A 17,370-nucleotide genomic window follows, 5' to 3' on the forward strand; every position below is an offset into this window, starting at 1 on the left:
CCAGGCTTCACAACGGAACGTGTGCCCGTGAGGTGCTGTGATCCGGTTGCGGCAGGAGCGCGCAAAGGTTGCGACGCCCCTGATGCTCCATATCGGTGACCGCAACTGGGGCCGGAGCGTTCTGGAAGGCTCAGCGGAGATCTCTGGCGGTCCCGGCGGTGACGTCGGCGACCGCCGAGAGCCACCGGGTCCGGGAATCAGCCGGCCGGGGAGTGCTCGCGGATCTGTGGCGGCAGCTCGAACGGCGAGCCCGACCCACCAGCCCGTTCGACGTCGAGGTGCCGCGCGAGCACGCACGCGGTTTGTGCGCCGACACCGGCTGCCACCACGTCTGCTCCGCCGAATGCTCGGGCAAAGAGGCCCACGTCCTCAGCGAGCGGATGAGCGCTGAGCGGTCCATCCGCCGAGCAGCACCAGCAAGGGGCGTGGCAGACGGGATCGGAGTTGATCACTTCGACAGCGCGATCACGGTGGCTCAACAGCAAGGCTCGTGGCGAACAGCACGTCGGCCCGATCGTGCCAGTCACGCGAGCGGCCTGCGGGTGAGCACGGCGTTGTGGGAGCACGACCGCGTTTTTCCCATACCGCGCCGAGGCCACCCGACCGGTGCGGTGGCCGGAGCCGGGGGGCATGCTGACGGTCATGAATCGTGAGCACGACGTCGTCGTCTACGGCGCTACCGGGTTCGTGGGGGCGCTGACGGCCGCATACCTGGCTCGGCACGCCCCCGAGGGCGTGCGGTTCGCGCTGGCCGGGCGGTCTGCGGACAAGCTCGCCGCCACCAGGGCCTCGCTGCCTGTGGCGGCGCGGGAGTGGCCGCTGGTCGTCGCCGATGCGGGGGACCCGGTCGCGCTGGCGGCGCTGGCCGCGTCGACGCGGGTGCTCGCCACCACCGTCGGCCCGTATGCGCGTTACGGGCTCCCGGTCGTCGAGGCGTGCGCGCGGGCCGGCACGCACTACGCGGATCTGACCGGCGAGGTGTTGTTCGTCCGGGCCGCGATCGACGCCGTGCACGAGCTGGCCCTGGAGTCCGGAGCCCGGATCGTGCACGCCTGCGGCTACGACTCGATTCCGTCGGACCTGGGCATGGTGTTGCTGCACGAGCGGGCCGTGGCCGACGGCGCGGGTCCGCTCACCGACGTGCGGTTGGTGGCTGCGGTCCGCGGCGGTTTCAGCGGCGGCACGATCGACTCGCTGCGGGCGCAGATCGAGGCCTACGAGAGCAATCCCGGCCTGCGCCGCGTCGCCGCCGATCCGCATGCGCTCAGTCCCGACCGCGCAGCGGAGCCGGCGCCCGCCCAGCCCCGTGACGCGGGGATGCCCTCCCGCGCCGCCGACGGGACGTGGCAGGCGCCGTTCGTGATGGCCCCGTTCAACACCCGCATCGTGCGGCGCAGCAACGCCCTGCTCGACTGGGCCTACGGGCCGCAGCTGCGCTACGGCGAGGTCATGGGCGCGGGGAAGGGCGTCACCGGAGCGCTCATGGCGGCCGGTATCACCGGTGGGCTGGCCGGGCTGGTCGGCGCGATGTCGGTCAAGCCCGTCCGCGGCCTGCTCGACCGGGTGCTGCCCGCGCCCGGTACCGGGCCCAGTGAGCAGGCTCGTGCGAAGGGCTGGTTCCGTTCGGTGCTGCACGCCACCACCGGCTCGGGGCGCCGCTACCGGGCCACGGTCGCCGGACCAGGTGATCCCGGCTACGCCGCCACGGCCGTCATGCTCGGGCAGAGCGCCCTGTGCCTGGCCCTCGACGACCTCCCGCAGCGGTCCGGCTCTCTCACGCCTGCGACGGCGATGGGCCGGCCTCTGATCGATCGCCTGCGGCTCGCCGGCCACACCTACGACGTCACGACCGCCTGACCCACGCCGCCGTGGGGTGGCTGCTTCTTGCGGCCTCGGGAAGCGTGTCCTGGTCGTGGTGCTGAAGCCCCGGACGGATGGCTCTCGGTGTCGAGGCATCACGCGGGCCTTGAGGGAAGGTGATCCAGGCGAGCATGTCGAGCCTGGTTTGAGTGGCCCGTGGGGGAGGACTCCGGGCTGGGACAGAGGCCGGCGACCACCTCGCACGGCGCAGGCGAACTCACCGCCGACATGGGTCGGCTGCGATCTGGAAGGGGCCTGCAGCACTGTGGGATGACATCGCTGAGTTGGTTCGCCGTGTCGGTGAGCTGGCCGGATTTCTGGTGTGGCCCGCTCGTGGTCTGTTCGGGTGGCGATGGACAGGGCGTCGTCACGATGCCTTTTGGCTGTTGGCTCGGGCAAGAGGTTGCCAGCTCGACGGTGCCGACCTGTTGCGCTCCCTTGGTGAAGGCCTGCTGCGCTTCGCGTGAGTCGACTGCCGTGCACGCGGTTCGCTCGCACCGTCAGGTCGCTCATCACCTGAAATCAGTGCTGGACCGTTACGTGTCTCGCCATGGCTGCCGTCGACGGTGGGAGCGCGGCACTGCACGCGGCCGAGCCCCGACCACCCGATGGTGAGGCGGAGCGGCATGTCCTGGACACTGCCGATGATTCGACGGTTGATCGACGAGTATGAGCCTGCGGCCGCGTGATGCGCAGGTCAGGCCGCCCGGCCAGGTTCGTGGTGCCCGTAGCCGACGCGATGTGGCCGTCCGTCCCCGGTTTCTGCCGTGCAGCGGGATTCTCCCGCCCTCGATGCTTCTGTCCTCTTTGGACTACGTCGACTCGGTTAGAATTGGGCATGGACGAACGGAATTCTCGCCGGGACGAGCTGACACCCTTTCCGTCCTCTGTGTACCGATGTGGGAGCAGGCCGGATCCGCGGTTCAGCCTCGCCAACGAGCGCACGTTCCTGGCGTGGATCCGCACGTCCTTGGCGTTCCTCGCGGCTGGGGTCGCGCTGGAGGCCCTGCAAGTGCCCATTCAGCACGGCTTCCGCACCGCCGCTGCGGGTGTGTTCGTGGCCTTGGGGCTGCTGTCGGCGGTACGGGCCTGGTTCGGCTGGATGCGGACTGAGCGCGCGTTGCGGGAGGACCGCACCTTGCCTTCGCCCGCGTTGGGAGCGGTGCTCTCGCTCGGCGTGGTGATCGCGGTCGTGCTGATGGTGATCGGCTTCTTCTGGTGAGCACGCCGTTCGACTCCGGTTTGCAGCCCGAGCGCACTTTGCTGGCGTGGCGGCGCACGTGTCTGGCTCTCGCCGTGGCGTGCGCGACGTCCGTGAAGTTCGCGGCCGAGGCCGTCGGTGGTGGTCTCGCGGTCGGGCTCGGGTTGGCGGGGATCGCGCTGGCCGGGTGGGCGTACCTGGCCTCGGCGCTCCGCTACGGGCGGGTGCTCCGGGGCCTGGTCCGTGCCGGGACCGCGCCCTCGCCCGGTGTGCCGGTGCTGGCACTGGCCGCCACGACGGTGCTGCTCGGGCTGGCCTGCGTCGCCTACCTCGTCCACCGCGTTCTCGGTTAGAGCCACTGCGGGAGCGGGCTGGCCCGATGCGGTGACGACGTCGTGGAAGGCGCGCCCCGCCAGCCAGGCGGCGATCTCGGCTGCCTCGCCGTGCACTTCGGGAACGGTGCCGCGTCTGGCGCGGATCTCCGTTGTCAGTGCGGTGGTGAAGTCTCTCGGCAGAGCGGCGAACGGGACATCGGTGGCGAGGTCGACGGCGTGCACCACCAGTTCGCGGGCACGCAACCACGGCTCTTCGCTCGCGGGCAACCTTCGGCCTTGCGCGGTGCGGATTCGCGCGTTCCACTGTTCGTCCGTCATCCGGGCCGGAGCGTCGTCCAGTGCGGATGCGCTGACGTCGAAACAGTCGCGCAGCCGTGCGCCTGGCAGCGTGGCGCCCTGCTCGATCGCATCGAGCCGTGCCTGCGGCGACGGGTACATCGGCGTCTCGGCACCGGTGCGGTCCCCGTCGCGAGGTTCGTCAGCCCTTCGGCGTTGCCTGCGAGGTGAGCGACGAGGTGCTTGCGGGTCCGACCCGGCAGCGCGGTCGAGACGTACCGCACCAGGTGCACGGGGTCGAAGAGCAGGTCTCCGGTGTTGTGCCGTTGCATCACGACCCCGTCGGCGCTGCTTGTGAAGTCCCGCAACGGTCGCACGCCGCCGACGTCGTCAGGCGTCACGAGCTCGCGGGAAATGATGTCGTTGGCGACGCTCGGTCCGCGTCACGCTGACCAACCGCAACGCCGGTACCGGCCGCACGGGTCAGGCCGGGTAGGGAGTCGGGCGGGCCGGTTGTGCGGCTGTGCGTTCGCCGCCGGTTCGCCCAGCTCGGCGACGAGCTTCCCGATCGCGCGCAGCGCGTCGTGTTCGGCGTACTCCGCCTGGAGTCGCCGTGCGGCCGAGCGGAAGGAGTCGTCGCCCAGCACGGTGCCGACCGTCTTGCGGATGTCTTCGGCGTGCGGCCTGCCGGTGGCGAGTTTCACGGCCGCACCGGTCCACGCCGCGTGCGCCGTGGAGTCCATCTTCTCCTCGGTCTCCCCTGCCGGCACGAGCGGAACGCCGCATCCGAGCGCCTGCTGCACGCCGCCGAACCCGCCGTTGCAGACGAACACGTCGACGTGCGGCAACAGCTTCGAATACGGGACGTAGTCCGTGGCACGGACGTTGGGCGGCAACGGTCCCAGCACGTCGACGGGCTGCCGGCCGGTCGTGGCGATCACCAGGCAGTCCTGGCCCACCATGCTCGTGGCCTTCGCCCGCTACAGCAGGGACAACAGCTTCAGCGTCCTGCGTCAGAACCTGCGCTTCGCCACCGTCATGGTCGCCGGGTCGATCGTCGGCGCCCTGCTCGGCGGACTGCTCCTCGGAGTCGTCCCCGACCTGGTCCTGATCCCCGCGCTCGCGATCATCCTGCTGATCTCAGCGGTGAAGATCGCTCGTCATGACTGAGTCAGTCGAGCAGTTCCGCGAGCAGGCCGCGCACGCGGCGGTCGATGTCGTCGCGGATCGGCCGGACCGCGTCGATGCCCTGCCCGGCCGGGTCCTCCAGCTGCCAGTCGAGGTAGCGCTTGCCGGGGAACACCGGGCAGGTGTCGCCACAGCCCATGGTGATCACCACGTCGGACGCCTCGACGTCCGCGGTCGTGAGCTTCGACGGGATCTCGGCGGTGATGTCCAGGCCCCACTCGGCCAGTGCGGCCGCGGCGGCGGGGTTGACCTTCTCGGCGGGTTCGGAGCCTGCCGAGCGGACGGCGATGCGGCCCATGCCGTAGTGCTGCAGCAGTGCCGCGGCCATCTGCGAGCGGCCGGCGTTGTGCACGCAGACGAACAGCACTTCGGGAGTCTTGGACACGTCGGTTTCTCCTTGCTTTCCAGCGGGTTTCTCAGTCTTGGAGCAGTTCGGACAGCAGACCACGCACGCGACGATCGATGTCGTCGCGTACGTCGCGGACGGCTTTCAGCGAGGCACCGGCCGGGTCGGCGACGTCCCAGTCGAGGTAGCGCTTGCCGGGGTAGACCGGGCAGGAGTCGCCGCAGCCCATGGTGACCACCACGTCGGCGGCGCGCACGACCTCGTCGGTCAGCGGCTTCGGGAACGCCTCGGTGAGCTCGATGCCGAGCTCGGCGAGCGCGTCGGTCACGGTCTGGGGGATGGTGCTCGTGGGCCTGCTGCCTGCCGAGCGCACGGAGACCTTGCCGAACGCGTGGTGCTCCAGCAGTGCCGCGGCGATCTGCGAGCGGCCGGCGTTGTGCACGCAGATGAACAGCACCTGCGGCACGGTGATGGTCGTCAGGCCGTCGGCGCGGCCCTGGTCGGTCAGCCGCTGGCGGGCGAACCTCGCGGTCAGGACAGGCAGGTAGGTGGTGACGGTGGCGTTGTCGGCGAGCAGGTCGTAGGTCTCGTCCACGACCTTGGAGATGGTCTCGCGCCCGAACACGCCGTGGAACTTGTCCGAGAGTTCGTCGGTGATCCGGAGCAGCTGGGCGCTGAGCTCGTGCTGGGGGAGTCCGCTGGTGCGGGACATCAAATCTCCTTGGACCGAAGTTTGTCGATGCAGATCACACTCGGTGTATCGACTTTTGTCAATCCAAGCGGCTATGGTCTTGCTCATGACGAGCCAGGACCAGACGCTGCTCGACTCGACGACGGCCGCCCGCCTGTTCAAGGCGCTCGGCGACCCGATCCGCGTCGAGCTGGTCGGGCTGGTCCGCCGGACCGAGGGCCAGGAAGCCTGCTTCTGCGACCTCGCCGACCAGTTCGACATGCCGCAGTCGTCCCTGAGCCACCACCTCAAGATCCTCGTGCAGGCCGGAGTCCTCAGCCGCGAACGTCGCGGCACGTGGAGCTGGTACCGCATCGACAACGCCGCCATCGACACCCTCGCGGCCGTGCTCGCGCCGGGAGGGCCGTTGCGCGACGCCAGCGCCTGCTGCGACTGATCTGACCGAACAGCCCTACCCGACCCTCGTCGGGCGATCACGCCTGCCCACACCCAGGAGAACCCGTTGACCACCAACCAGACCGCGGCACCAGACGTGCTGCACCGACTGTCCTTCCTGGACAGGCTGCTGCCGGTGTGGATCGGCCTCGCCATGGTCGCCGGGCTCGGCCTCGGCCGGTTCGTACCGGGCCTGCAGGGCGTGCTCGAGGCGGTGAAGATCGGCGAGGTGTCCCTCCCGATCGCCCTCGGCCTGCTGCTGATGATGTACCCGGTGCTCGCCAAGGTCCGCTACGACAAGCTCGACACCGTCACCCGCGACCGTCGCACGATGGTGTTGTCGCTGGTCCTGAACTGGCTCCTCGGCCCGGCGCTGATGTTCGCGCTCGCCTGGATCTTTCTCGCCGACCTGCCCGAGTACCGGACGGGCCTGATCATCGTCGGCCTGGCCCGCTGCATCGCGATGGTCATCATCTGGAACGACCTGGCGTGCGGTGACCGCGAGGCCGCCGCGGTGCTCGTGGCGCTGAACTCGGTGTTCCAGGTGATCATGTTCGGGGTGCTCGGCTGGTTCTACCTCGACCTGCTGCCCGGCTGGCTCGGCCTCGACACCGCCTCGGTGAACTTCTCCGCCTGGGAGATCGCGAAGTCCGTGCTGATCTTCCTCGGCATCCCGCTGCTGGCCGGGTATCTCAGCCGCAAGCTGGGGGAGCGCTCGAAGGGCCGGGAGTGGTACGAGTCGAAGTACCTGCCCCGCGTCGGCCCGATCGCGTTGTACGGGCTGCTGTTCACGATCGTCATCCTGTTCGCACTGCAGGGCGAGACCATCACGAGCCGCCCACTGGACGTCGTACGGATCGCGCTGCCGCTGCTGGTCTACTTCGCGATCATGTGGGCTGGTTCGTACGCGCTGGGCAAGGCGTCCGGGCTGTCGTACGAGCGGACCACGACCCTGGCCTTCACGGCGGCCGGCAACAACTTCGAGCTCGCCATCGCCGTCGCGATCGGCGTGTTCGGCGTGACCTCGGGGCAGGCCCTGGCCGGTGTGGTCGGGCCGCTGATCGAGGTGCCGGTGCTCGTCGGGCTCGTCTACGTGAGTTTGTGGTTGCGGCGTCGTTGGGCGGCCCGTGCGGAAGTCTGATGTCGTGGTGATCGGTGGCGGCCAGGCAGGTCTGGCCGCCACCTTCTACCTGCGCCGCGCCGGTCTGTCCTATGTGGTGCTCGACGCCCAGCCGATGCCCGGCGGGGCGTGGCCGCACGGGTGGAACTCCCTGCGGCTGTTCTCGATCGCCCGCCACAGCTCGTTGCCCGGATGGCCGATGCCGGCCTTCTCGGACGGCTACCCGACCGCGCAGCATGTGGTCGACTACCTGGCCGCCTACGAAAAGCGCTACGACGTGACGGTGCAACGGCCGGTCGTGGTGAACTCGGTGAGTCATGACGGCGACGAGCTGGTGGTGCGCACCGATTCCGGGGACTGGTCCGCGCGGCACGTGATCAGCGCGACCGGCACCTGGTGGCGGCCCTTCCGGCCGCTGATGGACCTGCCGGGCCGCCAGCTGCACACCGTCGACTACCGCGACCCGCAGGAGTTCGCCGGGAAGAAGGTCGTCGTGGTCGGTGGCGGCAACTCAGGCGCGCAGATCGCCGCCGACCTCCTGCCGCACGCGTCCCTGACGTGGATGACCCGGCGACCGCCGCGGTACATGCCCGACGAGATCGACGGAAAGGCGCTGTTCGACATCGCCGGCCGTCGCGTGGGCGGGGTCGGCGAGTTTGGCGACATCGTGGCGGTGCCGCCGGTACGGGAAGCTCGGGACAGCGGTCTGCTCGTGGCCACACCGATGGATCCTGGTGTGCTTGCCGAGGCCGACGCCGTGATCTGGTCCACCGGGTTCCGGCCCGCTCTCGGTCACCTCGCGCCGTTGCAGCTGCGCGACGAACACGGCCGTATCGCGGTGGACGGAACGACCGCGATCGGGGAGCCGCGTCTGCACCTGCTCGGCTACGGCGGCTGGACCGGAGCCGCGTCCGCGACCCTGATCGGCGTAGGGCCTACAGCGAAGGCCACCGTGGCGAAGATCAGCTCGGCTTTGGACGCTCGATCGTGACGTCGAGCAGTTCCTGGGCTTCGTTGATCGAGGCTGACAGCGTCTCGTTGTTGAGCAGGTCGTTGATCGTGAGAGCCACCTGGACCACGGAGACCGCGGCAGCCGCGAGGAAACTGCCGAAAATGCTGATCACGGGGTGATCCGCGAGACCGCCGTCCTCTTCGCGGATGTAGGCCTCGGCGCCTTTCGCCGCCGACGTGATCGTGACGACGGGTTGCGGCGACGCCTGCTCCGTGTTCCCCGGCAAGCGCTACCTCGACTGGACCCTCGACGACCCTGCGGGCGAGGACGTCGCCGACGTCCGCCTCGTGCGCGACGAGATCGAACGCAAGATCCGCGGGCTGCTCGCGGAGTTGGGCGTCGAAGCTCGCGCCTGAACGACGAACGGGACCGTCCGAGTCGGACTGTCCCGTTCGTTGTTGCTCACGACGCCGAGGCGCGGTCTGCGCTCACGCTCGCCAAGAGCGCGGCCATCCGATCAGTGGTCTCCGGCCGCGACCGGTAGTAGACCCACGTCCCGCGTCGTTCGGAGTCGACCAGACCGGCCTGCCTCAACAGCTTGAGGTGATGTGAGATCGTCGGCTGAGAGAGGTCGAACGCTGGCGTCAGATCGCAGACGCACACCTCGCCCGAAGGCCCCGACGCGATCATCGAGAACAAGCGCAGTCGTACGGGGTCACCGAGCGCCTTGAACACCGTCGCCATCTCCTCGGCCTGCTCCTTCGCGAGCGGTTCCTCTGACAGCGGCGCGCAGCAGCCCTGACCTTGGTTCGACATACTTCAATATTGACGCGACTTCGCCCCCGGTGCAAACACAACATAGACAAACGTCTATACAACCTGGAGGAGTGCCGCTCATGAGCGAGCAGACTGAACTGCGCGAGACCGTCCGAGCCCGCTACGCCGCGGCCGCGATCGCCATCACCGAAGGCGGTGGCGGCTGTTGCAGCGGTCAGGCCGTCGCGGTCGACGAGACCTTCGGCGCCACGCTCTACCAGGCGGCTCAGCGCGAGGAGCTCCCCGCCGAAGCGGTCGCCGCGTCACTCGGCTGCGGCAACCCCACCGCGGTCGCCGAACTCCGCGAAGGAGAGCGGGTGCTCGACCTCGGCTCCGGCGGTGGCATCGACGTCCTGCTCTCCGCCCGCCGCGTCGGCCCTCCGGCAAGGCTTACGGCCTCGACATGACCGACGAGATGCTCTCGCCGGCGATCGCCAACGCGGCCAAGTCCGGCGCCACCAACGTCGAGTTCCTCAAGGGCAACATCGAGTCGATCCCGTTGCCCGGCAACACCATCGACGTCGTCATCTCCAACTGCGTCATCAACCTCTCCGTCGACAAACCCGCCGTCTTCGCCGAGACCTTCCGCGTCCTGCGTCCCGGTGGTCGCCTCGGTATCTCCGACGTAGTCGCCGACGACCATTTCACCCCGGCGGAGCGCGCCGAACGCGGCTCCTACGTCAGCTGTGTCGCCGGTGCGCTCACCTTCGCCGAGTACCGCGACGGACTGGAGGCCGCGGGGGTTTTCCGACATCGAGATCACGCCGACCTTCGAGGCGGCCGACGGCATGCACGGGGCGATCGTTCGCGCGGTGAAGCCGCATTGCGCCGAGGCTTGTGCCGCCCGGAAAGTCATCGGTGCTGTGAGCGGTGAGGTATTCCCAGCTGAGAGCATGCCTGGGTGATCGCTTCGCTGTTGTATCGCAGGTTCATCGCCCGCAAGTGGGAGTACACCACGCGCGGCCGAACCGGGCGTCCCTCAACCGCAGCAGCGATCAAGGCGCTCGTGCTCCGACTCGCCAGAGAGAATCCGCGGTGGGGCCATCGGCGGATCCATGGTGAGCTGGGTTCGGCTTGGTCATCGCCTGGGTGCCTCGACGGTCTGGGAGATCCTGGACCGCGCGGTCATCGATCCGGCGCCGCGGCGATGCGGCCCGACGTGGCGGGAGTTTCTGACCGCGCAGGCCGAGGGGATCATCGCGGCGGGTTTCTTCCACATCGACACCGTGCTCGGAGCACGCCTGTACGCGCTGGCGTTTCTCGAACACGGCACCAGGCGCCTGCGCATCACCGGCGTCACCACGCATCCGACGCGGGAGTGGACGGTGCAGCAGGCAAGGAACTTGGCCGACGAGCTTGGATCGCGCATGGAGTCTCTCCGCTTCTTGCTGCGTGACTGCGACGGCAAGTATGGAGACGCGTTCGATGCCGTAGTTGAGGCAGAGGAACTGCGTGTGATTGCGACTGCACCACGAGCTCTGCGGATGAACGCGCATTGCGAACGGATCATCGGCAGCACCCGCCGCGAGATTCTCGACCACGTCGTCATCATGGGAGAAGGTCACGCGCGTCATGTCCCTGCTGCCTACCAAAAGCACTACAACGAGCACCGGCCCCACCAGGTACCGCCAGACGTTCACGAACACACCGGAACGGTGCACGATCTTGACGCCTCTGGCTGTCGACCCGTCCGCACGCGGATCCTCGGCGGGGTGATCAACGAGCACCGATATGCGGCTTGAGCTGCAGCGATGAGTTTCCGGGCGGTACAGGTTCCTCGCACACGTCGAGGGCGAGAAATGAATCTTGCGAACTCCGGTTCTCTCATTGCTCGCATCGCCGTGGTCAGCGGTGCCGCTCTCGCGGCGGTTGCCGTCCACAGCGGACCCGCGATGGCGCTGGGCACCGAACCCAGGCCGAACGCCACCGTGAACGCCGCGGGCAGCCCCTACTACTACAGCGGGCAGGGGTACAGCGCGGATTACTCGGCGGCGTTCAACTACGCCTCCACCGACGCCCGCGCCAAGCTCGCCCGGTACGTCCACGACCGGGGTCACCAGGTGTCGTGCGGCGACACGACCCTCCTGCGGACCGTGCCGATCGACCAGAGCGGAATCTGGAAGGTCGACGTGCACTACCGCGCGACCTGCAAGCAGGTCTGACGTACCGAGAACCCCGCGATGCACAGGGCACGACGGCTCGCGACGAGCGGACGTCGTGCCCTGGCGTTCATCGAGGGCCGGCCCCGTCCTCGGAACGCACGTGCCTCGCCACGACGACGGGCGGCCACGCGTCGGGGGTCAGCACGCCCAGGTGGTAGGCGCGGGCGGTGATCGCCCCGGCGTTGTTCGCGGGACAGCGCAGCTTCCTGGCCAGCTGCCGCAGGTGGTAGTCGACGCCGCGACGCGTCATGTCCAGCTGGGCGGCGATGTCGGTGAGGGCGCGGCCCTCCGCGCGCAGGGCGAGAACAGCGGCCTCGGTCGGGGACAGCCGCAGCGTCGTGCGCGGTGTTTGTGGCGGTGCCAGCGGTTGCGCGATACCGACGATGGTGTCGGCGCGGTCGGCCGGGTCGCTGACCCTGATGGCGGTGATGTCGACCTGCGTGCGCGCCTGGTCCGTTGCCCGCACGTAGGTCTTGCGGAACCTGGCCGTGGTGGTGCGGCGCGCCATGACGTCCGCGAGGGCGCTGTGCTCCGCATCGTCCTGGTCCGCTTCGGAGAACTCGCGCACGTGGCGGTCCCGCAGCTGGGATGCGCGCAGACCGAGCAGCTCGCAGAAAGCGGGGTTCGCGTCGAGCACGACCCCGTCGAGGTCCGTGATCGCCATCGGTGTCGGGTTGCGGTCGAAGAGGGTGCGGTAGCGGTCGCGCCAGCGACCCAGTTCGGTGCGGACCTGGTGCAGCTCGGTCGTGTCGATCCAGATGCCGGCGACCCCGGTCTGCCCGTCGGGCAACGGCAGCGGGAACCGGTAGCCGGTGGCGCAGGCCTCGCCGTGCGAGCCGTCGTTGCGGATCCGGCGGGCGGTGCGGCCGCGCAGCGTGGCCTCGTCCTCCGCGATGTTGCCGGTCGCGAGCTCCGGCGGGTCGAGATCGCGGGTGGACATGCCGACCAGTTCGCCGAGGGTCGTGCGGTAGAAGGCGAGGTACGTGGGGTTGGCCCAGACGTGCCTGCCTTCGGAGTCCTTGATGTAGGCGGCCGCGGGAACGTGCCGCATGAACGCCTCGAACCGGTCGTGCGCGACCGCGGCCGCCGACCGCGCCTGTTCGAGCTCGGTCACGTCGGTGAACACCCCGGCCAGCAGGCCCTCCTCGTCCGCGCCACCGCTCGGGAACAGCCGGAAGACCTGTCCTTTCTGGATCCTGCGCGTGCCGTCGACGACGTAGTCCCCGCGCACCTCGAGCGGGGTGCCGAGGCGCAGGGCCGTGTCGTCCTCGGCGTCGGAGTCCCCGGTGTGCCAGGGCGCGCCGAGCTCCTCCGCCGTGCGCCCGACCACGTCCCGCAGCGTCAGCCCGCCGAGGTGCTGCAGGTGTAGTTCGTTGGCCCACACGTAGCGGTGGGCCTTGTCCTTGATCCACGCGCCGACCGGTGCGAGCCGCATGAACGCGTCGAACCGGGTGTGCTGCCCAGCGTCACCCATCAGTCTTCCGACCCCTCCGGCCCACCACTCGGTCGCTCTGCGTTCCCATCGTCCATTCCTGACGTGGTTCGCACATGACGGCAACGGCTGATCATGGTGATCAAGAGTGCGGATGCACACTCGTGGGTGAGCGGTTCGACACCGGTTCGAGGTGCAATGGGTGCCGCGACTGCGACCGCCGCAGCGTCAGCGACCGCGCCATCGGGAGTGCACGTGACCTCACGAAGAGCACTCGACCGCACCGGTGTTCCGCACGCGGTCGCCGTGCGGTCGCACGACCTGCACGACTACCGCTCGATGTTCGCGCTGGCCGAGGCCGACCTGCAGGCGGGCCCGATCCTGGACGTCGGAGGAGCCGCCGGCACGTTCGGCGCGCAGCTGCGGTCTCGTGGCGGCCAGGTCGTGGCCCTCGACCCCCTCTACGGTCTGCCGGGCGCGGCACTGCTGGACGCGGTGCGCCGTACCGCGCGGCAGGAAGCGGCGACGGCGTTGCGGCAGCCCGAACTCTTCCGACCGCTGATCGCGCGCGATCCCGAGAAGTTCGTCTCCACGTGGACGGACAACGCGCACTGGTTCGTCGTGGACTACCGCCCCGGAGGACGCAACTACCGGCTTCCCCACGACGGGCTGGACGTGCCGGCGGGCCACTTCGCGCTGACCCTGGTCAACCACTTCGTGCACGAGCGACCTGATGCCCCCGAGGGTGACGAGCTGGTGGAGTTCCTGCTCAGACTCGTGCACGTCACGCACGGCGAAGTGCGGATCTTCCCCGTGGTGGAGGGGCCGGTGCTCACCTCGCTCGTCGAAGGCCTCGTGCGGAGGGACGTCGTGACGACGCTGGAGAAGAGCCGGGACCGCCACCGGAGGAGAGCTGTGTCGATGCTGGTGGTGACTTCGTGACGTGGATGAACGGGGTGCGGCGCCGTCCAGCACCGCACCCCGCCTGGGGCGTGGGTCAGTTCTGCACGAAGTAGCACTTCATGCCGGTCGGCACGCCGATCCAGCCGTTGCCCACCACGACGTCGTTCGCGCCACCGCCACCGATCGCCCTGTTGCGCACGAGGTACTCGTACTTCGAGTACTCGGGCACGCCCCACACCCGGCCGCCGCGGGCACCGACCGTCGCCGTGCAGCCGTTGGTGATCGCGATGCTCTTCGAGAGACTGGCGTCCACACCGAAGGTCGTCTGCAGCGAGTCCTTGATCAGGGTCACGTTGACGCTGGCGTTGACGCCGGCGGTCACGGTGTAGGTGCGGTTGTAGCCGCACGTGATCGTGCCTGCTCCCACGGCGGAGGCGGAACACAGCGGCGACGCGCCCGGAACCGTGTAGAACCCGACGAACTTCTTGTTGGACACGTAGCAGCCGAACGGCGCGCACAAGTCGGAATTCGCGCTCACCGCAGCCTGAGGTGCCTGTGGTGCCTGTGGTGCCGCCGACGACGGCGCGGCACCGAGCACTGCGGAGGCGAGCGCCACCAGCACGACGGGGACGAGGCGCAAGGAGAATTTCATGAGGACTCCCGAATTGGGTCTGTTCTCGCGGACCGGCTCGACACGTGCTCGTGCCGGTAGTTCGAATCCTCGGGGTCCTGCTGGTGAGTCCGGCACCGGCCAGGACGGGAATCTCGCCATCAGGTTCCGCACCGCGCGGATGGTCCGAGTCGCGGCCGAGCCACTGTGTGCCCGACCGGCTGCCGGCTCGGTCGTGCTGACTGGATTCGCGTGATCAGAAGGGTCCGTGCGCTGTGCACGCCGTGCCGGTCGGCCGGACCAGGGGCGGTCAAGTCCACGCCGGACTCGACGCAGGGGGCGTTGCCGCGCCTTCGTGCTCGACCGCCGATGACGGACAGGGGAATTCCGCGCATCGCGCATGGATGCCGCACGTCGTTCCTCCGAGGCTGGAGGTCCTTGCAGTCCGAGTCCAGGAGATGACACCCATGCGTTCCACCCAACTGCTCCCCGTCGTGGCGGCGGCCACGGCGTGTCTCGTGCTCGCCGCGACTCCCGGTGCGGTCGCCTCGACGTGCCCCGGCGGCGCGGCGCCGCGCTACCCCGCGGGCGGTGTGATCACCATCGAGTACCGGTTGCCCGCGCTGACGAACCCCGCCGCCTGCGGAACGCCCCCGGCGCTGGAGTTCCAGGTCGTCGACGGGCGCAACACCGTGCTCGCGTCCTTGTCGGGCAACTCGTACCCCGGACCGACCGGCGCACCGCAGCTCACCTGGTCGGCGGACAACCCGGGTACTTACTACGTCACCGCCCGCTTCCCACGTCCGGCGTGCCCGGTCGACGCGTTCACCGACCCGATCGCGACCGGGCGTTCCCTCGGCCAGCCGAAGCGTCCGACGACCACGGCGTGGCGCGGGTTCTCCTTCTCATCGGCCGAGGTGAGCCCGGCTCCGGCCTACAAGCAGATCAACGGGCCCATCACGTTCTACGCCGAGGTGTGCTGAACGACGGGAAGGGCGGGGCCACGACGTGACCCCGCCCTTCCCGTGCGCTGTCAGGCGATTCCGGTGCCGGTGCGGCCGTCGGTGAACACCTGGGCGTAGTGGACCCGTGAGCACGCGCCGGACGTGCACGTCCAGCTGTTCAGCTGGAAGTACGCGACAGCCGAGTAGTCGAAGGTGGCGTTCTGGTCGATCGACCAGGTGTACACCGTGTCCCTCACCGTTGCCGTGCGCACGCCGTAGTCGACGAGCCTTCCGTCCTTGTAACCCACGAGGAACTGCTGCGCCAGCACGGTGCCCGCGGCGCAGTCGTTGGCGGTGAACGCGTTGTTCGCCGTCGTGGACGCCTCCACCTGCCCGGGCCGGGCGGAGGACGAGTTCCAGGCGACGAGCGTCTGGTACGCCTCCGGACACGCGGCGCTGTACACGGTCTGGGTGGCGATGTCGTTGTACTGCCCGGCGTTCGCGGTACCCGCGAGACCGAGTGCGCTCAGGGCGGTCGTCAGCAGGACCGCGCCGACTCGGATCGACCTTCTCACGTGGACTCCTCTGGGAAGGGGGACGAGATCGGTTCGACTGTGCCAAGTGGACGGCCGACCGTCTCTGCACGCTTGGCGGATCGCGTCGTGCCACTTGCGCGACTCGCGGATTCCCGAAGCCGCACGGAGGTGGTTTCGTTGGGTCACATCGTGTTCGTGGAACTGAACCCCAGGAGGTGGCTCGTGGTGTTGTCGAGAGCAGTCGCGGCGATCTTGGCGGTCGGTGCGGTCTGCGCCCCCGCCGTCGCGTCGGCGAGCGAATGGCCGACGCTCGACCCGCAACCACCCGCGTGCAGCACCCCGCCGCCGGTCAGTGGTGACTGGTGCACGTCGTTCAACTCGCAGAACCCATCCGGCCAGGTCCGCGACGGCCACCACTACCCGGCCGGCTCCTATTGGAACCAGGAGACCTGCGACGCGGTCGTCCGCGAGAAGGTGGTCGTGGGAGGCCAGTGGGACAAGGGTTTCTGCGGCACGACCACCGTCACCGGCAGCCAGTACTACCGGTACTACAACGTCTACCTCCGTTCCCGGTGATCCGCTTCCAGCGCCTCGCCCAGCTGGGAGTTCAGCAGGGCGAGGTAGTCGGGGTTGGTCGCGGCCCGCCGCCGGTACCACCGGCGGGCCGCGGCGAGCACGACCGACGTCGCCTCGGGTCGCAGCCGTTCCGGTTTCCACGCGAGGAAGATCCGCCGGGTGGGGCCGTTCTCCAGCGGCTTCAACAGGAACTCGCCCCTGGTGTCGATGGTGGGCGAACTGAGGGAGAGGGCCTTGCCGTGGGAGAGCAGCGCGCCGACGGTCGACGGGTCCTCGGCGACGTGGCGGACGTCGGGGACGAATCCCGCGGCGGAGCACATCTCCGCGAGCATCTCGTGCAGCGGGCCGCGTCCAGCGGAGATCCACTTCTCCCGCACGAGGTCGGCCGGGGTGATCGAAGCGCGTGTCGCGAGCCGGTGCCCCAGCGGAAGCGCGAGCCACACGGGCTCCTGTACGAGGTCCTGCACGGCGAGACCCTGCGAAGAGGAGGCGATCTCGGCGCGCTGGGAGGAGGTCGTCGTGTAGCAGAGTGCCGCGTGCACCTCGTCCCGTGCGAGCTGGTGCAGCGCGGGTTCTGGCGGGAGTGTGGCCACGTGCCACTCCACCTGTGAGTCCTCGGCCTCCAGTTCCTCCATGAGGTGGCCCACCGAGTAGGAGTAGCTGGCTATGTGCACCTCGGCAGGCAACGGTCGCGTGCAGGCGGCGATGCCGCGCAGCGCGTTGTCCTCCATCCGCGCGACCCACTTCAGCAGCGTCCGGCCCTCCGCGGTGAGCCAGACCTCCCTGCGGGTGCGGCCGAACAACGCGGTTCCCAGCTGCCGTTCGAGCCGTTGGACCTGCCGCGTCACCGTGGGTTGGGAGGTGTGCAACTCCTCTGCTGCCCTGGTGAAGTTGCCGGTCCTGGCCACGGCGAGGAACGCTCTGAGGTCGTCCCACGCCGGCACCGCACCCGAACCTGCCTCGTGGGCGACCTGCAACGCGGTCATG

The 17,370-nt window shown here is 69.2% G+C and carries 25 protein-coding genes and 1 pseudogene; 15 read left to right on the forward strand and 11 right to left on the reverse strand.

From position 1 onward, the window contains the following. Positions 1-197: 197 nt before the first annotated feature. Positions 198-329: a hypothetical protein gene (locus BMY74_RS46750; protein WP_281245045.1), complete on the reverse strand. Its 132-nt coding sequence runs from the start codon at positions 327-329 to the stop codon at positions 198-200. Between the two features lie 313 nt (positions 330-642). Between BMY74_RS46750 and BMY74_RS39345 the strand changes: the two genes are divergently transcribed. The 3 genes from BMY74_RS39345 (at position 643) to BMY74_RS45490 (ending at position 3,414) form a co-directional block, all read left to right on the forward strand. Continuing rightward, positions 643-1,857: a saccharopine dehydrogenase family protein gene (locus tag BMY74_RS39345; RefSeq protein WP_089926097.1), complete on the forward strand. Its 1,215-nt coding sequence runs from the start codon at positions 643-645 to the stop codon at positions 1,855-1,857. A gap of 841 nt (positions 1,858-2,698) precedes the next feature. Then, positions 2,699-3,082: a YidH family protein gene (locus BMY74_RS39350; RefSeq protein WP_089925931.1), complete on the forward strand. Its 384-nt coding sequence runs from the start codon at positions 2,699-2,701 to the stop codon at positions 3,080-3,082. Next, positions 3,079-3,414: a DUF202 domain-containing protein gene (locus BMY74_RS45490; protein ID WP_177230150.1), complete on the forward strand. Its 336-nt coding sequence runs from the start codon at positions 3,079-3,081 to the stop codon at positions 3,412-3,414. Before BMY74_RS39350 ends, BMY74_RS45490 begins: the two co-directional genes overlap by 4 nt. Positions 3,415-3,609: 195 nt before the next feature. Here the strand turns inward: BMY74_RS45490 and BMY74_RS47060 are convergent. Both BMY74_RS47060 and BMY74_RS39365 read right to left on the reverse strand, forming a co-directional pair. Next, positions 3,610-3,846, reverse strand: a pseudogene (locus BMY74_RS47060) (maleylpyruvate isomerase N-terminal domain-containing protein); the annotation flags it as partial. A gap of 269 nt (positions 3,847-4,115) precedes the next feature. Continuing rightward, the gene (locus BMY74_RS39365; RefSeq protein ID WP_177230151.1) at positions 4,116-4,613 is read right to left on the reverse strand and encodes a glycosyltransferase; all 498 of its coding nucleotides are present in this window, start codon (positions 4,611-4,613) and stop codon (positions 4,116-4,118) included. On the opposite strand from BMY74_RS39365, the gene BMY74_RS39370 reads away from it, so the two are divergent. Further along, entirely contained in the window at positions 4,603-4,842 is a 240-nt protein-coding gene (locus BMY74_RS39370; protein ID WP_218159905.1) for a hypothetical protein, read from the forward strand. The genes BMY74_RS39365 and BMY74_RS39370 overlap by 11 nt on opposite strands. A 1-nt stretch (position 4,843) precedes the next feature. On the opposite strand, the gene BMY74_RS39375 is transcribed toward BMY74_RS39370, so the two are convergent. Next, positions 4,844-5,245 (reverse strand): arsenate reductase ArsC, encoded by a 402-nt coding sequence (locus BMY74_RS39375; RefSeq protein ID WP_089925942.1) that lies wholly within the window; start codon positions 5,243-5,245, stop codon positions 4,844-4,846. Between the two features lie 31 nt (positions 5,246-5,276). After that, positions 5,277-5,918: an arsenate reductase/protein-tyrosine-phosphatase family protein gene (locus tag BMY74_RS39380; RefSeq protein ID WP_089925945.1), complete on the reverse strand. Its 642-nt coding sequence runs from the start codon at positions 5,916-5,918 to the stop codon at positions 5,277-5,279. Positions 5,919-6,003: 85 nt separating this feature from the next. On the opposite strand from BMY74_RS39380, the gene BMY74_RS39385 reads away from it, so the two are divergent. The 3 genes from BMY74_RS39385 (at position 6,004) to BMY74_RS39395 (ending at position 8,443) form a co-directional block, all read left to right on the forward strand. Continuing rightward, entirely contained in the window at positions 6,004-6,333 is a 330-nt protein-coding gene (locus BMY74_RS39385) for an ArsR/SmtB family transcription factor (protein WP_245786635.1), read from the forward strand. A 66-nt stretch (positions 6,334-6,399) separates the two neighbouring features. After that, the gene (gene arsB, locus BMY74_RS39390) at positions 6,400-7,473 is read left to right on the forward strand and encodes an ACR3 family arsenite efflux transporter (protein WP_089925951.1); all 1,074 of its coding nucleotides are present in this window, start codon (positions 6,400-6,402) and stop codon (positions 7,471-7,473) included. Further along, positions 7,460-8,443 carry an ArsO family NAD(P)H-dependent flavin-containing monooxygenase gene (locus tag BMY74_RS39395; RefSeq protein WP_089925954.1) on the forward strand — a complete coding sequence of 328 codons (984 nt, stop codon included), beginning with the start codon at positions 7,460-7,462 and terminating at the stop codon, positions 8,441-8,443. Before arsB ends, BMY74_RS39395 begins: the two co-directional genes overlap by 14 nt. Here BMY74_RS39395 and BMY74_RS39400 read toward each other — a convergent pair. Continuing rightward, complete coding sequence (locus BMY74_RS39400) at positions 8,415-8,690, reverse strand: hypothetical protein (protein WP_089925957.1); 276 nt, start codon at positions 8,688-8,690, stop codon at positions 8,415-8,417. The genes BMY74_RS39395 and BMY74_RS39400 overlap by 29 nt on opposite strands. On the opposite strand from BMY74_RS39400, the gene BMY74_RS39405 reads away from it, so the two are divergent. Then, positions 8,677-8,820: a hypothetical protein gene (locus tag BMY74_RS39405; protein WP_342718406.1), complete on the forward strand. Its 144-nt coding sequence runs from the start codon at positions 8,677-8,679 to the stop codon at positions 8,818-8,820. The genes BMY74_RS39400 and BMY74_RS39405 overlap by 14 nt on opposite strands. A gap of 46 nt (positions 8,821-8,866) precedes the next feature. Here BMY74_RS39405 and BMY74_RS39410 read toward each other — a convergent pair whose 3' ends face one another. Continuing rightward, positions 8,867-9,220, reverse strand: coding sequence for an ArsR/SmtB family transcription factor (locus tag BMY74_RS39410; RefSeq protein WP_089925960.1), 354 nt, complete (start codon positions 9,218-9,220; stop codon positions 8,867-8,869). Between the two features lie 80 nt (positions 9,221-9,300). Between BMY74_RS39410 and BMY74_RS46885 the strand changes: the two genes are divergently transcribed. From BMY74_RS46885 to BMY74_RS39425, 4 genes are all read left to right on the forward strand, one after another. Continuing rightward, the gene (locus BMY74_RS46885; protein ID WP_342718407.1) at positions 9,301-9,627 is read left to right on the forward strand and encodes a class I SAM-dependent methyltransferase; all 327 of its coding nucleotides are present in this window, start codon (positions 9,301-9,303) and stop codon (positions 9,625-9,627) included. After that, positions 9,624-10,094, forward strand: coding sequence for a methyltransferase domain-containing protein (locus BMY74_RS46890; RefSeq protein ID WP_342718408.1), 471 nt, complete (start codon positions 9,624-9,626; stop codon positions 10,092-10,094). The genes BMY74_RS46885 and BMY74_RS46890 overlap by 4 nt, the downstream gene beginning before the upstream one ends. Before the next feature lie 181 nt (positions 10,095-10,275). Continuing rightward, a complete protein-coding gene (locus BMY74_RS39420) occupies positions 10,276-10,962 on the forward strand; it encodes a transposase (RefSeq protein WP_245786636.1) in 687 nt (228 codons plus the stop codon). Between the two features lie 57 nt (positions 10,963-11,019). Continuing rightward, positions 11,020-11,382: a hypothetical protein gene (locus BMY74_RS39425; RefSeq protein ID WP_143091891.1), complete on the forward strand. Its 363-nt coding sequence runs from the start codon at positions 11,020-11,022 to the stop codon at positions 11,380-11,382. Between the two features lie 67 nt (positions 11,383-11,449). Here the strand turns inward: BMY74_RS39425 and BMY74_RS39430 are convergent, their stop codons facing one another. Continuing rightward, positions 11,450-12,856 (reverse strand): PAS domain-containing protein, encoded by a 1,407-nt coding sequence (locus BMY74_RS39430; RefSeq protein ID WP_089925967.1) that lies wholly within the window; start codon positions 12,854-12,856, stop codon positions 11,450-11,452. A gap of 213 nt (positions 12,857-13,069) precedes the next feature. On the opposite strand from BMY74_RS39430, the gene BMY74_RS39435 reads away from it, so the two are divergent. Continuing rightward, positions 13,070-13,756, forward strand: a complete 687-nt coding sequence (locus BMY74_RS39435) for a hypothetical protein (protein ID WP_143091892.1) — start codon at positions 13,070-13,072, stop codon at positions 13,754-13,756. 55 nt (positions 13,757-13,811) lie between these two features. On the opposite strand, the gene BMY74_RS39440 is transcribed toward BMY74_RS39435, so the two are convergent. Beyond that, positions 13,812-14,369 (reverse strand): hypothetical protein, encoded by a 558-nt coding sequence (locus BMY74_RS39440; protein WP_143091893.1) that lies wholly within the window; start codon positions 14,367-14,369, stop codon positions 13,812-13,814. A gap of 425 nt (positions 14,370-14,794) precedes the next feature. Between BMY74_RS39440 and BMY74_RS39445 the strand changes: the two genes are divergently transcribed. Further along, positions 14,795-15,310, forward strand: a complete 516-nt coding sequence (locus tag BMY74_RS39445) for a hypothetical protein (RefSeq protein WP_089925977.1) — start codon at positions 14,795-14,797, stop codon at positions 15,308-15,310. A gap of 50 nt (positions 15,311-15,360) precedes the next feature. On the opposite strand, the gene BMY74_RS39450 is transcribed toward BMY74_RS39445, so the two are convergent. Then, a complete protein-coding gene (locus tag BMY74_RS39450; RefSeq protein ID WP_089925981.1) occupies positions 15,361-15,846 on the reverse strand; it encodes a hypothetical protein in 486 nt (161 codons plus the stop codon). Between the two features lie 138 nt (positions 15,847-15,984). Between BMY74_RS39450 and BMY74_RS39455 the strand changes: the two genes are divergently transcribed. Further along, positions 15,985-16,383 (forward strand): hypothetical protein, encoded by a 399-nt coding sequence (locus tag BMY74_RS39455; RefSeq protein WP_143091894.1) that lies wholly within the window; start codon positions 15,985-15,987, stop codon positions 16,381-16,383. On the opposite strand, the gene BMY74_RS39460 is transcribed toward BMY74_RS39455, so the two are convergent. Further along, on the reverse strand, positions 16,365-17,369 hold the full coding sequence (locus BMY74_RS39460) for a LysR family transcriptional regulator (RefSeq protein ID WP_089925986.1): 1,005 nt from the start codon (positions 17,367-17,369) through the stop codon (positions 16,365-16,367). The genes BMY74_RS39455 and BMY74_RS39460 overlap by 19 nt on opposite strands. Position 17,370 lies beyond the last annotated feature (1 nt).

The sequence above is a fragment of the Lentzea albida genome (assembly GCF_900111005.1).
Taxonomy (GTDB): Bacteria; Actinomycetota; Actinomycetes; order Mycobacteriales; family Pseudonocardiaceae; genus Lentzea; species Lentzea albida.

Bases quoted from the DNA above. Each gene is read 5' to 3' on its own strand.
- BMY74_RS39345 (WP_089926097.1), top strand. From the start codon at position 643: ATGAATCGTGAGCACGACGTCGTCGTCTACGGCGCTACCGGGTTCGTG.
- BMY74_RS39350 (WP_089925931.1), top strand. From the start codon at position 2,699: ATGGACGAACGGAATTCTCGCCGGGACGAGCTGACACCCTTTCCGTCC.
- BMY74_RS39380 (WP_089925945.1), bottom strand. From the start codon at position 5,918: ATGTCCCGCACCAGCGGACTCCCCCAGCACGAGCTCAGCGCCCAGCTG.
- BMY74_RS39385 (WP_245786635.1), top strand. From the start codon at position 6,004: ATGACGAGCCAGGACCAGACGCTGCTCGACTCGACGACGGCCGCCCGC.
- BMY74_RS39410 (WP_089925960.1), bottom strand. From the start codon at position 9,220: ATGTCGAACCAAGGTCAGGGCTGCTGCGCGCCGCTGTCAGAGGAACCG.
- BMY74_RS46885 (WP_342718407.1), top strand. From the start codon at position 9,301: ATGAGCGAGCAGACTGAACTGCGCGAGACCGTCCGAGCCCGCTACGCC.
- BMY74_RS46890 (WP_342718408.1), top strand. From the start codon at position 9,624: ATGACCGACGAGATGCTCTCGCCGGCGATCGCCAACGCGGCCAAGTCC.
- BMY74_RS39420 (WP_245786636.1), top strand. From the start codon at position 10,276: ATGGTGAGCTGGGTTCGGCTTGGTCATCGCCTGGGTGCCTCGACGGTC.
- BMY74_RS39425 (WP_143091891.1), top strand. From the start codon at position 11,020: ATGAATCTTGCGAACTCCGGTTCTCTCATTGCTCGCATCGCCGTGGTC.
- BMY74_RS39430 (WP_089925967.1), bottom strand. From the start codon at position 12,856: ATGGGTGACGCTGGGCAGCACACCCGGTTCGACGCGTTCATGCGGCTC.
- BMY74_RS39440 (WP_143091893.1), bottom strand. From the start codon at position 14,369: ATGAAATTCTCCTTGCGCCTCGTCCCCGTCGTGCTGGTGGCGCTCGCC.
- BMY74_RS39445 (WP_089925977.1), top strand. From the start codon at position 14,795: ATGCGTTCCACCCAACTGCTCCCCGTCGTGGCGGCGGCCACGGCGTGT.
- BMY74_RS39460 (WP_089925986.1), bottom strand. From the start codon at position 17,369: ATGACCGCGTTGCAGGTCGCCCACGAGGCAGGTTCGGGTGCGGTGCCG.